Genomic DNA, 11,985 nt, shown 5'->3' on the forward strand with positions numbered 1-11,985 from the left:
CCGACAAGGGCGATGGCAAGCAGGTGCGTTGGTACGCCCTCGGGATCGCCCTGGTCACCTTCCTGTTCACCGTCGGCGGGTACCTCAACGGCTACGACCCCTCCGTGGAGGGACTGCAGCTGGTGGAGCGGGTGACATGGCTGCCGGATCTGGGCCTGGCCTGGTCGGTGGGCGCCGATGGCCTCTCGATGCCCCTGATCCTGCTCACCAGCTTCATCACGGCCCTGGCGGCCCTGGCGGCCTGGCCGGTGAGCTTCAAGCCGAAGCTGTTCTATTTCCTGCTGCTGGCCATGGACGGCGGCCAGATCGCCGTGTTCGCCGTGCAGGACATGCTGCTCTTCTTCCTGGCCTGGGAGCTGGAGCTGATCCCGGTGTATCTGCTGCTGGCCATCTGGGGCGGCAAGAAACGGCAGTACGCCGCCACCAAATTCATCCTCTACACGGCCGGCAGCTCGCTGTTCATCCTGATCGTGGGCCTGGCGATGGCCTTCTACGGGGGTGACACGAGCTTCGAATACACGGCCCTGATGGCCAAGGAGTTCGGCACCAGGTTCCAGGTGATCTGCTACGCCGGCCTGCTGATCGCCTTCGGCGTGAAGCTGCCGATCGTTCCCCTCCACACCTGGCTGCCGGACGCCCACGGAGAAGCCACGGCGCCGGTGCACATGCTGCTGGCCGGCATCCTGCTGAAGATGGGCGGCTACGCGCTGCTGCGCTTCAACGTGCAGCTGCTGCCGGAAGCCCACGCCCAGTTCGCCCCCCTGCTGGTGGTGCTCGGGGTGGTGAACATCATCTACGCCGCCCTCACCTCCTTCGCCCAGCGCAACCTCAAGCGCAAGATTGCCTACAGCTCGATCAGCCACATGGGCTTCGTGCTGATCGGCATCGGCAGCTTCAGCGACCTGGGCACCAGCGGCGCCATGCTCCAGATGATCAGCCATGGCCTGATCGGCGCCAGCCTGTTCTTCCTGGTGGGCGCGACCTACGACCGCACCCACACCCTGCAGCTCGATGAGATGGGGGGCGTGGGCCAGAAGATGCGCAAGATGTTCGCCCTCTGGACCATCTGCTCGCTGGCCTCCCTGGCCCTGCCCGGCATGAGCGGCTTCGTGAGCGAGCTGATGGTGTTCGTGGGCTTCGTCACCAGCGAGGCCTACACCCTCAGCTTCCGGGTGGTGATGGCGATCCTGGCCGCCGTTGGGGTGATCCTCACACCGATCTACCTGCTCTCGATGCTGCGGGAGATCTTCTTCGGCAAGGAGAACGCCGAACTGGCCTCCCACACCCATCTGGTCGATGCCGAACCCCGCGAGATCTACGTGATCAGCTGCCTGCTCGTGCCGATCGTGGGCATCGGCCTCTACCCCCGGATCATGACCGACAGCTACCGCGCCTCGATCGAGGCCCTGGTTCAGCGGGAGACCACCGCCATGGCCCGGGTGATCAACCCACCGGCCGGAGACCTGATCCGTCAGCCCCTGCTCAGCGCCCCGGCCCTCCCCGTCTGAATCCCGATCGCTGGGCGTGGTGCTCGGCCTTGCCGCAGCCGTAACAGAACCCTGCGGATGGCGGCCCCGATCGACGTCCCAGCGCCCTTCTGCCTACGCTCCTGATCCCTGTGCTGGGGTGCCCCTGATGAAACAGCTGAACTTCCTGCTGATCTTCAGCTTCGGTCTCGCCACGGTGATGTTCACCCTGGAGAACACCGCCCCCACGACCGTGCACTTCCTGCCCGGCCTGAGCGCCACCATGCCCCTGGCGGCCCTGCTGCTCGTGGTGGGCGGTGTGGGAGCGACCGCGGCCTGGGTGTTCGCGGTCTGGACCGGTGTGGTGCGCAAGGTGGAGGCCATCCAGAACCAGAGCGACTACGACGCCCAGCAGGTTCGGATCCAGGAACTCGAGAACGACCTGCAGCGCTACCGCGCCACCGTGGATGCCCAGCTCGGTCTGCTGCCGGCGGCGGGTCAGAGTTCAGCCCAGCCGCGACCGGACGACAGCGGGTCCGTGATCGTCGAAGACGCCGATGCCGTTCCGAGCTGAGCGGCTGCTCCCAGCAAGCCGCGCCATGGCCACCCGAGGGATGTCCCATCATCGGTGGGATATGCGATCGAGACTGGTGGCCGCGGATTGAGACCGCGGATTGAGAGTGGTGGCCACGGGCCGTCACCGTTACTTTGACCCTACGGATCCTTGGAGCGTTCGGGAAGGATTGGCTGAAGCGGGCGCCAGGCTGGCCATCCGGTTGCTGCAGGATGCAGCGGAGCGGGGGGATCTCGACCCCTGGGACGTCGATGTGATCGCCGTGATCGACGGGTTCCTGGATCAGTTGCGTCAGCGCATCACGGTGCCGCGGCTGGTGGCAGAGGCCCGGCCGGGCAGGGGCGGAAGCTACGAACAGGATCTGGCGGAGGCCAGCGAGGCCTTCCTGGCCGCGTCCGTGCTGGTGAGCCTGAAGGCGGAGGTGCTCGAGGCCAGCACCTTCCCCCCGGAGGTCGCCCTGGAGGACGCCGAGGAGTTCGGTTTCGAGGCTGACGGCCAGGGCTGGCTGATCGGAACGGCGCTGGAACTGCCACGGCGCCCCGAACGGCACCTCTGGCGACGGCCCGTCGCCCCACCGCCGCTGCAACGCCCGGTCACCCTGGGGGAACTGATCCGCCAGCTCGAGGACATCGCCGAACGGCTCGAGCAGGAGGAAGGGCGCCGACAGGTGCGCCAGCGCCCCCGCCGCTACAGCGACCGGGCGGCCATCGAGCAGGTGGCGACCCTGGCGCACCGGGAGAAGCTTCCGGAAACCACGGCGGCCCTCAGCCAGTTCCTGCTCAGCTGGGATCCGGCCCAGGACTGGGTGGGTTTCGAAGGTCTGGTGGAGGCCTGGGCCGTCACCGTCGAGACACGGCAGGCGGAGGCGGACCTGGATCGCGATCGCGTCGGGGTCTTCTGGGCCCTGCTGTTTCTCTGCCACCAGGGCAAGGTGGAGCTGGAGCAGCCGGGCGGCCTGTTCGGCCCCCTCAGCCTGCGGCGTCTGCTCGACAGCGGCGAAAGCCGTCAGCTGCCCCTGGTGGCCACGGCGGGGTCAGCTCCCCTAGCGGCCGTCGAACGGCTTGCCGCCTGAGTTGGCGCCTAGGCTGGAGGCTCCGACCAATGTGAGTAAACGCCGATGAAGGCGATGATCCTGGCGGCCGGGAAGGGTACGCGGGTGCGTCCGATCACGCACACCATCCCCAAGCCGATGATCCCGATCCTGCAGAAACCCGTGATGGAGTTTCTGCTCGAGCTGCTCCGCCAGCATGGATTCACCGAGGTCATGGTGAATGTGTCCCACCTGGCCGAGGAGATCGAGAACTATTTTCGGGATGGTCAGCGCTTCGGTGTCGAGATCGCCTACAGCTTCGAAGGCCGGATCGAGGATGGTGAGCTGATCGGCGATGCCCTCGGCTCCGCCGGGGGCCTGAAGAAGATCCAGAACTTCCAACCCTTCTTCGACGACACCTTCGTGGTGCTGTGCGGGGATGCCCTGATCGACCTGGATCTCACCGAGGCCGTGCGGCGCCACCGCGAGAAGGGCGCCATGGCGAGCCTGGTCACCAAGCGGGTTCCCAGCGATCAGGTCAGCAGCTACGGGGTCGTGGTGACCGACCCGGAAGGGCGGGTGCTCTCGTTCCAGGAGAAGCCGGCGGTGACCGAAGCCGCCAGCGACATGATCAACACGGGCATCTACATCTTCGAGCCGGAGGTGCTGGATTTCATCCCGAGCGGTCAGCCGTTCGACATCGGCTCGGATCTGTTTCCGAAGCTGGTGGCCGCCGGGGCACCGTTCTATGCGCTGCCGATGGAGTTCGAGTGGGTGGACATCGGCAAGGTGCCGGACTACTGGCAGGCGATCCGCAGCGTGCTGCAGGGTCAGGTGCGCCAGGTGCAGATCCCTGGCAAGGAGGTGAGGCCCGGCATCTACACGGGTCTGAACGTCGCCGCCAACTGGGACAAGATCCACGTGGAAGGGCCGATCTACGTGGGGGGGATGACCCGGATCGAGGACGGCGCCACGATCATCGGACCCGCGATGATCGGCCCGAGCTGCCTGATCGGGGAAGGGGCCACGATCGACAACTCGATCATCTTTGATTACTCCCGGATCGGCCCCGGGGTGCGCCTGGTGGAAAAGCTGGTGTTCGGCCGTTACTGCGTGGACCGCAACGGCGACCACTTCGATCTCCAGGAAGCCGCCCTCGACTGGTTGATCACCGACGTGCGGCGGCAGGACATCGTGGCACCGTCCCCCCAGCAGAAGGCGATGGCCGAACTGCTCGGCAGCGACCTGAGCCTCAGCCAGCCAGGCTCCTAGGCCGGAGCTGGGGCTCGGCTGGGACAACCCCGGCCGCGCGCAGGATCTGGGGGATGCGCTCCTCCGCCTTGATCGCCATGAGGTGCACCCCCTGGGCCACCTCCAGGTAGCGGGCCACCTGCTCGGCCGCGATCGCCACCCCTTCCCGCGCCGGGTCCGCAGCGGCCGCGAGACGGTCGATCAGGGCCTGGGGAATGTTGGCCCCGGGCACCACCCGGTTGATGAACGCCGCGTTCCTGGCCGACTTCAGCAGAAACACCCCGGCCAGAACCGGCAGGTCCAGGGGGGCGGCGATCTCCTCCACAAAGCGGCGCAGGGCCTCCGCGTCGGTGACCATCTGGGTCTGCACGAAGCGTGCGCCGGCCTGCTGCTTGCGGCGCAGCCGGGCCTTGAGACCACTCCAGCTCGAACTCTGGGGATCGGCCGCAGCACCGGCGAAGAATGCCGTGCCGCCATCGGGCAGGGAGCCCTGCACGGGATCCTCGCCCTGGTTGAGCTGACGCACCAGCTGCAGCAGCCGCACCGCCTCGAACTCGTTGACCGGGCGGGCGCCGGGCTGGTCGCCGGCCCTCACCGGATCGCCCGTGAGACAGAGGAGATTGCGCAGACCGAGGGCATGGGCGCCGAGCAGATCGGCCTGCAGGGCAATGCGGTTGCGGTCGCGGCAGGCCATCTGCAGCACCGGTTCGACGCCCTCGTCCAGCAGCAGCCTGCACACCGCCAGGCTGCACATGCGCATGACGGCTCTGCTGCCGTCGGTGACATTGACGGCATGGACCCAGCCGCGCAGGGCTCGTGCCGCCTCCAGGGTGCGGGCAGGATCTCCGCCCCGGGGCGGGGTCACCTCGGCGGTGATGGCCGGTCTTCCACTGGCCAGAACCTGTTGGAGCAGCAAGCCGACCCTTCCCGTGTCAGGCCCCATCATGCGGCAAGGCCCTGCATAGAGTGGAGAGACCCCGAGGGGCCAGGCCGATGGTCAGAGAGCTCCATGCCCATGAGCCGCCGGAGCGCCATCTGTCCGAGCGGGAAATCGAGATCATCGGCTTGGTCGCCGAGGGGCTCACCAACCAGGAGATTGCTGAATCGCTCACGATCAGCAAGCGCACGGTGGACAACCACGTCAGCAACATCTTCACCAAAACGGGCGCGAAGAACCGCGTGGCCCTGCTGAACTGGGCGATGGACCACGGCAAGATCTGCCGGGATGGGTTCAACTGCTGTGCGCTGGATCCCGCCCTCAAGCGGGAGCATCCACACCAGCGCTAGACGCGGAAGGGAGTCGGCTGAGCCAGCGCCTGAACCGCGACCGTGAGACTCTCGAGGCTGTAGGAGCCCTCGCTGAGTTCGAAGAGTTCGGCATAGGCCAGGCAATCCTGACTGTCACGCCCTGCGAAGCGGAGGACGCCCTGGCTGTCGTAGAGGCCGGTCAAACCCCGCTCCTTAAGGATTTCCTCAGATTGTATCGGATGTGACGTCCGCCTCCCCCAACCAGGCGAGGAGGGACTGGCGACGTTCGACGCTCCAGCGGCTCAGCGGCTCCCGGGCCAGGGCGGCATTGCTGAGTTCCGGACGCCCCGTGACCTCGTGGACGCACCAGGAGGGAAGCGGCACAGGCTGCTCCGCCGAGGCCAGTTCCACCTCTGCGAGAACCAGCGGGGCGTTCTCCCCCTCAAACACATCCAGCACCCAGTCGCCACCGGGCAGTTCAAGCCCATGGCGCCACTTGGCGAGGCGATGGGGCGCCAGCGCCATCAGCGCCGCCGCATCCTCCAGGGGGATGGCATACTCGAATTCCTGGCGCACCAGGCCGTCGCGGCCCCCGGGGGCCGGGGCCTTGAGGGTCAGCCAGGCCTGGCCACCCGGCTCCCCATCGGCCTGGAGCGCTTGGGCTCGATCGGAGCGGCGCACCCGCACGGTGAGGCCGTCCCGAGACCCCACCAGGTAGGCCTGCTCGAGGTGGGCACGCCAGCCCACGTGCTGGCGCCAGCCCTCGCCCCGCACCAGGAAGCGGCGCTCGATCTCCAGGCCCACAGGCTCATCCCGGCAAGACTCGACTCAATTGTGCGACGGCTCGGCGGCGATCAGGCTGCCGGCCCAGTGGAGCTTGTGGGTGAGGGTGCGGTAGTAGGAGGGGCTGTGCTCCAGGGCCACCATCAGGGCCGGATGACCGGAACGCCGGACCAGGGCCCGATCACCGGGCTCCAGCGTGGTGGCATGGGCACCGTCCTTCCAGAGCTTCACCCGCCGGCTCGACTCGCCGAGGGGCCAGACCGAGAGCTGGGCCCGGGGCGGCACCACCACCGCCCGACTGGAGAGGCTGATCGGACAGATCGGGTTGACCACGATCGCCTCGATCCCCGGATGGAGGATCGGGCCTCCGGCCGCCATGGCGTAACCGGTGGAGCCGGTGGGGGTGGCGATGATCAGGCCATCACCGCGGTACTGGTCGACCACTTCGCCATCGATCTCCAGTTCGAGCACGCAGGTGGGCGAGAGTTCCTCGAGACCCGGGCGGAAGTAGAAGTCGTTGAGCGCCAGGTGTTCGGGATCCGCGGAATCCTCCACCCCATCGCCGCGATCGATGCGGGCCTCGAGCATCATCCGGCTCTCGAGGGCGAAGCGATCATCCCGCAACCGCTGCCAGAGGCTGCGGTCATCCTCGAGGCTGCTGCCGCGGGGTGGGGCCTCACCGCTGAGCCTCAGCAGGCGACGGTCGTGGGTGAGGAAGCCGAGATGCCCGCCGACGTTGAAACAGAGGATGGGAACACCCAGGGGGGCCAGGTGACGGGCCGCCCCGAGCACGGTGCCATCGCCGCCGAGCACGATCGCCAGGTCGGGAAGCTCCGCCTCGGTGGCGAGAAGTCCCGGATAGGGATCGGCGGCCAGCCCACTGGTGGCGGTCACGACCACCACCCCCTGGGAGCGCAGATCCGCGGCACAGCGGCTGCCCTGCCGCTGGGCGGCCTGGCTGCCTGAGCGTGCGATCAGCCAGACCCGCTCCAGGCGCATCGAATCGACGCCCTACCAGCGGAGCAGGTTGAAGCGCTCCATGTCGACCGTTTCGCGGTTGCGGTACAGGGAGAGCAGGATGGCCAGACCCACGGCCGCCTCGGCCGCCGCCACGGTGATCACGAAGATGGCGAACACCTGGCCGCGAATGAGCTGGCCATCCAGATAGCTGGAGAAGGCCATCAGGTTGATGTTCACGGCATTCAGCATCAGCTCGATGCTCATCAGCACCCGTACGGCGTTGCGGCTGTTGATCAGGCCCCAGACCCCGCTGCAGAACAGCACCGCCGCCAGCACCAGGTAGGCCTGCAGAGGGATGGCGGAGGGAAGGTCGAGGTCCATGACGTCAGCGAGGGGGATGGCAGCAAGGCGGAGGGGGACAGGGGATCAGGCACGGTGGCCCGGCTGATCAACGGGCCGTCTTGTCGATCAGGAGGGGGGTGCGGGCCTTCTCGATCAGCCCCTGATCCACGGCCTCGCCGGTGACGATGTCGGAGCTGAAGACATCCCGGCGGGCCAGCACAATGGCGCCGATCATGGCCATGAGCAGCAGCACCGAAGCGAGCTCGAAGGGCAGGAGATAGTCGGAGAAGAGGTGTTCACCGATGCGGATGGTGGCCTCCTCGCCGATCGGCATCGGCCCGGGCAGGGCCCAGGGCGTGGTGAAGGCCACCCGGATCAGCAGAACGAACAGCCCACCGCAGACCAGGCCGGAAAGCAGGCGACGGACAGCCAGGCCGGGAATGGCGGAGAGGTCCTCGCGCTTGTTCACGAGCATGATCGCGAACAGGATCAGCACGTTGACCGCACCCACGTAGACCAGCACCTGGGCCGCGGCCACGAAGCTGGCATTGAGCATCAGGTACAGGCCGGCGACGGAGAGGAACACCCCGGCAAGCAGGAAGGCCGAATAGACGATGTTGGGGAGCAGCACCACCCCCAGCGCTCCGAGCACCAGGGTGGTGGAGAGCACGGCAAAGCAGATCTGCTGGGTGCTGGAGGCAATGGTCATCAGGCGTCTCCCTGGGACTCGGCAGTGGAGGTCTCGGCGGAAGCGGACTCGGGCATGGCGGCGAGCACCTGCTCGGGCAGCTGACCGGCCCTGGGGGCCGTGTCCGGCACCCCATGGGGATCCACGGCGCCCTTGGGCAGGTAGGCGAGCTCGCGCAGGGCGACCACCGCCGGATCGCTGGTGACGCTGGTGGGCAGGCGACCCAGGGCGATGTTGTCGTAGTTGAGGCTGTGGCGATCGAAGGCGGCCAGCTCGTACTCCTCGGTCATCGAGAGGCAGTTGGTGGGGCAGTACTCCACGCAGTTGCCACAGAAGATGCAGACGCCGAAATCGATCGAGTAATTGCGCAGCTCCTTCTTCTTGGTGGCCTTGTTCATCACCCAGTCGACCACCGGCAGGTTGATCGGGCAGACCCTCACGCACACCTCACAGGCGATGCACTTGTCGAACTCGTAGTGGATGCGGCCCCGGTAGCGCTCGGAGGGGATGAGCTTCTCGTAGGGATACTGAACCGTCACCGGGCGTCGCCGCAGGTGATCGAAGGTCACCGCCAGACCCTGGGTCATGTACTGGGCGGCGCCGACGGCATCGCGCGTGTAGTCGGTGACTTTCTTGAGAAACCCGAACATGAGCTGGTACTTGGGACGGAGCGTGGGAGACCAGAGTCAGGCCGGAACCATGATGGCTCAGCCGGTCGGAAGCTGAAGGGTCAGCCGCCGAAGAAGGCAGGGAAGGCGAGCTTGAGGCCGGCGGTGACGAGCAGGTTGACCAGGGCAATCGGCAACAGGAACTTCCAGCCCAGATCAAGGAGTTGGTCGATCCGCACCCGGGGGGTGGTCCAGCGGAGAAGGATCGCCAGGAACACCAGCAGGTAGGCCTTCAATACCGTCATGACGATGCCCACGCACGCGGTGATCACCTGCACGAGCGGGGCATCGATGGGCTGGCCCAGCCAGCCGGCCAGCCATTCCACCGGCAGGGGGAAGCCCCAGCCGCCGAGGTAGAGCACCGACACCAACAGGGCCGAGAGCACCAGGTTGATGTAGCTGCCCAGGTAGAAGAGGGCGAACTTCATGCCGGCGTACTCCGTCTGGTAGCCGGCCACCAGCTCCTCCTCGGCCTCGGGGAGGTCGAAGGGAAGGCGCTCACATTCGGCCAGGGCACAGATCCAGAAGATCACGAAACCGACGGGCTGGCGCCAGATGTTCCAGCTGAGGATGCCGGCACCGGTCTGCTGATCGACGATGTCGACGGTGCTGAGCGAGTTGCTCATCATCACCACCGCCAGCACGGCCAGGGCCAGGGGGATCTCGTAGCTGATCGACTGGGCTGCGGCGCGCAGGCCCCCGAGCAGCGAGTACTTGTTGTTGGAGGCGTAGCCGCTCATCAGCAGACCGATCGGCTGGATCGAGCTGAGGGCGATCCACAGGAAGATGCCGATGCCCACATTGCTGATCAGCAGGTGCTGGCCGAAGGGCACCACCAGCCAGCTGAGGATCACCGGGATCAGCACCAGCACCGGGCCGAGGGTGAACAGCAGGCCATCCGCCCGGGCCGGAATGATGTCCTCCTTGAAGAGCAGCTTCAGACCGTCCGCCATGGGCTGCAGGATCCCGAGGGCGCCGGCGTATTCGGGTCCGATGCGCTGCTGCACGGCCGCGGAGATCTTGCGCTCCAGCCAGACGTTGACCAGAACGCCCACCACGGCGGCGACCAGCACCAGCAGCATGGGCAGCGGCAGCCAGAGCAGATGGGCGGCACCATGGCTCAGGCCCAGGCCCTGGAGGGCCTCCACGAAGCTGGACTGGAGGTCCAGACCAACAGCCCGGTCCAGACCGACGGCCGGATCGCTCAGCATGACGGCAGCTCAGATGGGGGAAACTTAGCGGGCTTCCAGCGGCACCCACTCGCGAGGCTCGGCACCGGTGTAGATCTGCGAGGGGCGGAAGATGCGGTTGGCTCCCAGCTGCTCCTTCCAGTGGGCCAGCCAGCCGGCGGTGCGGGCGATGGCGAAGATCGGCGTGAACAGATCCCGGGGGATGCCGAGCTTGCGGTACACGAGGCCGGAATAGAAGTCGACGTTGGGGTAGATGCCCTTCGGGCCCAGCCGCACCGCTGCCGCCTCCTCCACCCGGCGGGCCAGGTCGTAGAGGGGATCGTGGCCGAACCGATCGAACAGCTGCTCGGCCAGGCCCTGCAGGATCACGGCCCTGGGGTCCTTGACCTTGTACTCGCGGTGGCCGAATCCCATGATCTTCTGCTTTTCGGCGATGGCCTGATCCAGCCAGGGCTCCACCTGGTCCTCGCTGCCGATGGCCTCGAGCATGGCCAGCACATCCTCGTTGGCGCCCCCGTGCAGCGGGCCCGCCAGGGTGCCCACCGCCGAAGCCACCACGGCGTAGGGATCGGTGAGAGTGCTGGCGGTGACGCGGGCGCTGAAGGTGCTGGCGTTGAGGCTGTGCTCGGCGTGCAGGATCAGACAGGCATCGAAGATGCGGGCCGCCAGGGGATCAGGCTCCCGCTCCGTGAGCATGTACAGGAAGTTCGACGCGAACGGCAGGTCGTCGCGGGGCTGGATCGGATCCTGTCCTTTGCGGATGAGCTGGAACGCCGCGACCATCGTGGGGATCTTGGCGATCAGCCGCACCACCGCCTCGTAGATGTATTCGGGGTTGTCGAGGGCGCGGCGGGAGTAGAAGAGGCCGAGGGAAGCGGCACTGCTCTGCAGCGCGTCCATCGGATGGCCGGAGGCCGGGAAGCACTTCATCATGTCCCGGATGCGGAAGCTCACCCGCCGGTGCATCTGCACCTCCTGCTCGAACTCCCGCAGCTGCGCCGCGGTCGGCAGCGCGCCCCAGATCAGCAGGTAGGTGGTTTCGAGAAAGGTGCTGTTGGCCGCGAGCACATCGGCGCCATAGCCCCGGTAGGTGAGCAGACCCCGCTGGCCGTCGATGTCGCAGATGGCCGACTGGGTCGCCGGCACCCCCTCCAGCCCCGGCCGGAAGGGGGGGACGGACGCCGCTCCATGGGCGCCATCGACGCTGCCCTGGACACTGCCACTGACCCTGCCTGCCATGCCAACGGAGACCACTGGGCCAGAACCTACGGCTGGAGCCGCCCGTCCCGCCGTAGCGCTAGTTGCCGCCCAGCAGCTGGCGGGGGGCCAGCAACAGCCGCAGGCAGGCCTGGCCAGGGGTGCGCGGCGTGGGCAGGTCCAGCACCGCCAGACCGGCCTTCTTGAGGGCGATGCTGCCCGGCGGGGCACCGATCAGCCGCGCGGCCAGGTCCCCCAGGTCGGGCTCATGGCCGACCAGCAGCAGACGCCCGCCGGCGGCCAGATCGGCCAGCAGAGGCAGGGGATCGCCCCCCGGTGCGAGGGCATCGGTGAGGGTCACGGCCGGCGCCAGGCCCGCCGCCACGGCCAGCTCGGCCGTCTGGCGCGCCCGGACCAGGGGGCTGCTCAGCAGCCGGTCGGCGCCGACCCCGAGGCGGTGCAACTGGCTCAGCACGGCCGCCGTGCGCTGGCGTCCTTCAGGCGTGAGCGCGCGGGCCTGGTCCGGGTGATCGGGGCGGCGCTCCGCCGCGATGCCATGACGCAACAGCAACAGCTCAGCCATTGGGT

The 11,985-nt window shown here is 67.5% G+C and carries 15 protein-coding genes; 5 read left to right on the forward strand and 10 right to left on the reverse strand.

The features are described from left to right. From ACLD7X_RS10190 to ACLD7X_RS10205, 4 genes are all read left to right on the forward strand, one after another. Positions 1-1,508, forward strand: a 1,508-nt coding sequence (locus tag ACLD7X_RS10190; RefSeq protein ID WP_411423519.1) for an NAD(P)H-quinone oxidoreductase subunit 4, incomplete at its 5' end; no start/stop codon positions are given. A gap of 127 nt (positions 1,509-1,635) precedes the next feature. Beyond that, the gene (locus ACLD7X_RS10195; protein WP_412006938.1) at positions 1,636-2,040 is read left to right on the forward strand and encodes a LapA family protein; all 405 of its coding nucleotides are present in this window, start codon (positions 1,636-1,638) and stop codon (positions 2,038-2,040) included. A gap of 169 nt (positions 2,041-2,209) precedes the next feature. Continuing rightward, the gene (locus ACLD7X_RS10200) at positions 2,210-3,112 is read left to right on the forward strand and encodes a segregation/condensation protein A (protein ID WP_412006937.1); all 903 of its coding nucleotides are present in this window, start codon (positions 2,210-2,212) and stop codon (positions 3,110-3,112) included. A 45-nt stretch (positions 3,113-3,157) separates the two neighbouring features. After that, the gene (locus ACLD7X_RS10205; RefSeq protein ID WP_411423522.1) at positions 3,158-4,342 is read left to right on the forward strand and encodes a sugar phosphate nucleotidyltransferase; all 1,185 of its coding nucleotides are present in this window, start codon (positions 3,158-3,160) and stop codon (positions 4,340-4,342) included. On the opposite strand, the gene ACLD7X_RS10210 is transcribed toward ACLD7X_RS10205, so the two are convergent. Next, positions 4,323-5,237, reverse strand: a complete 915-nt coding sequence (locus ACLD7X_RS10210; protein WP_411423523.1) for a methylenetetrahydrofolate reductase — start codon at positions 5,235-5,237, stop codon at positions 4,323-4,325. The two genes, ACLD7X_RS10205 and ACLD7X_RS10210, sit on opposite strands and share 20 nt — an antisense overlap. Before the next feature lie 77 nt (positions 5,238-5,314). On the opposite strand from ACLD7X_RS10210, the gene pedR reads away from it, so the two are divergent. Continuing rightward, a complete protein-coding gene (gene pedR, locus ACLD7X_RS10215; RefSeq protein WP_411423524.1) occupies positions 5,315-5,608 on the forward strand; it encodes a photosynthetic electron transport-dependent transcriptional regulator PedR in 294 nt (97 codons plus the stop codon). Here the strand turns inward: pedR and ACLD7X_RS10220 are convergent. The 9 genes from ACLD7X_RS10220 to sixA form a co-directional block, all read right to left on the reverse strand. Then, positions 5,605-5,772, reverse strand: a complete 168-nt coding sequence (locus ACLD7X_RS10220; protein ID WP_411423525.1) for a hypothetical protein — start codon at positions 5,770-5,772, stop codon at positions 5,605-5,607. The two genes, pedR and ACLD7X_RS10220, sit on opposite strands and share 4 nt — an antisense overlap. Positions 5,773-5,794: 22 nt before the next feature. Then, the gene (locus ACLD7X_RS10225; protein ID WP_411423526.1) at positions 5,795-6,373 is read right to left on the reverse strand and encodes a CYTH domain-containing protein; all 579 of its coding nucleotides are present in this window, start codon (positions 6,371-6,373) and stop codon (positions 5,795-5,797) included. A 24-nt stretch (positions 6,374-6,397) separates the two neighbouring features. Next, positions 6,398-7,351, reverse strand: coding sequence for an NAD(+) kinase (locus tag ACLD7X_RS10230; protein WP_411423527.1), 954 nt, complete (start codon positions 7,349-7,351; stop codon positions 6,398-6,400). 12 nt (positions 7,352-7,363) lie between these two features. Then, entirely contained in the window at positions 7,364-7,693 is a 330-nt protein-coding gene (nuoK, locus tag ACLD7X_RS10235) for an NADH-quinone oxidoreductase subunit NuoK (RefSeq protein WP_411423528.1), read from the reverse strand. 67 nt (positions 7,694-7,760) lie between these two features. Continuing rightward, complete coding sequence (locus ACLD7X_RS10240; protein ID WP_411423529.1) at positions 7,761-8,363, reverse strand: NADH-quinone oxidoreductase subunit J; 603 nt, start codon at positions 8,361-8,363, stop codon at positions 7,761-7,763. Further along, the gene (gene ndhI, locus ACLD7X_RS10245; RefSeq protein WP_411423530.1) at positions 8,363-8,992 is read right to left on the reverse strand and encodes an NAD(P)H-quinone oxidoreductase subunit I; all 630 of its coding nucleotides are present in this window, start codon (positions 8,990-8,992) and stop codon (positions 8,363-8,365) included. The genes ACLD7X_RS10240 and ndhI overlap by 1 nt, the downstream gene beginning before the upstream one ends. 80 nt (positions 8,993-9,072) lie before the next feature. Beyond that, complete coding sequence (gene nuoH / locus ACLD7X_RS10250; protein ID WP_411423531.1) at positions 9,073-10,221, reverse strand: NADH-quinone oxidoreductase subunit NuoH; 1,149 nt, start codon at positions 10,219-10,221, stop codon at positions 9,073-9,075. A 24-nt stretch (positions 10,222-10,245) separates the two neighbouring features. Further along, positions 10,246-11,439, reverse strand: a complete 1,194-nt coding sequence (locus tag ACLD7X_RS10255) for a citrate synthase (protein ID WP_411423555.1) — start codon at positions 11,437-11,439, stop codon at positions 10,246-10,248. Positions 11,440-11,497: 58 nt separating this feature from the next. After that, the gene (gene sixA, locus ACLD7X_RS10260) at positions 11,498-11,980 is read right to left on the reverse strand and encodes a phosphohistidine phosphatase SixA (protein ID WP_411423532.1); all 483 of its coding nucleotides are present in this window, start codon (positions 11,978-11,980) and stop codon (positions 11,498-11,500) included. Positions 11,981-11,985 lie beyond the last annotated feature (5 nt).

It is taken from the genome of Aphanothece microscopica RSMan92 (assembly GCF_046613545.2).
In the GTDB taxonomy this organism is placed as follows: domain Bacteria; phylum Cyanobacteriota; class Cyanobacteriia; order PCC-6307; family Cyanobiaceae; genus NIES-981.

What these genes read in the sequence shown, in the direction of transcription:
- sixA (WP_411423532.1), bottom strand. Translation starts at nt 11,980, where the DNA reads ATGGCTGAGCTGTTGCTGTTGCGTCATGGCATCGCGGCGGAGCGCCGC.
- ACLD7X_RS10240 (WP_411423529.1), bottom strand. Translation starts at nt 8,363, where the DNA reads ATGACCATTGCCTCCAGCACCCAGCAGATCTGCTTTGCCGTGCTCTCC.
- nuoK (WP_411423528.1), bottom strand. Translation starts at nt 7,693, where the DNA reads ATGGACCTCGACCTTCCCTCCGCCATCCCTCTGCAGGCCTACCTGGTG.
- pedR (WP_411423524.1), top strand. Translation starts at nt 5,315, where the DNA reads ATGGTCAGAGAGCTCCATGCCCATGAGCCGCCGGAGCGCCATCTGTCC.
- nuoH (WP_411423531.1), bottom strand. Translation starts at nt 10,221, where the DNA reads ATGCTGAGCGATCCGGCCGTCGGTCTGGACCGGGCTGTTGGTCTGGAC.
- ACLD7X_RS10255 (WP_411423555.1), bottom strand. Translation starts at nt 11,439, where the DNA reads ATGGCAGGCAGGGTCAGTGGCAGTGTCCAGGGCAGCGTCGATGGCGCC.
- ACLD7X_RS10230 (WP_411423527.1), bottom strand. Translation starts at nt 7,351, where the DNA reads ATGCGCCTGGAGCGGGTCTGGCTGATCGCACGCTCAGGCAGCCAGGCC.
- ACLD7X_RS10205 (WP_411423522.1), top strand. Translation starts at nt 3,158, where the DNA reads ATGAAGGCGATGATCCTGGCGGCCGGGAAGGGTACGCGGGTGCGTCCG.
- ndhI (WP_411423530.1), bottom strand. Translation starts at nt 8,992, where the DNA reads ATGTTCGGGTTTCTCAAGAAAGTCACCGACTACACGCGCGATGCCGTC.
- ACLD7X_RS10195 (WP_412006938.1), top strand. Translation starts at nt 1,636, where the DNA reads ATGAAACAGCTGAACTTCCTGCTGATCTTCAGCTTCGGTCTCGCCACG.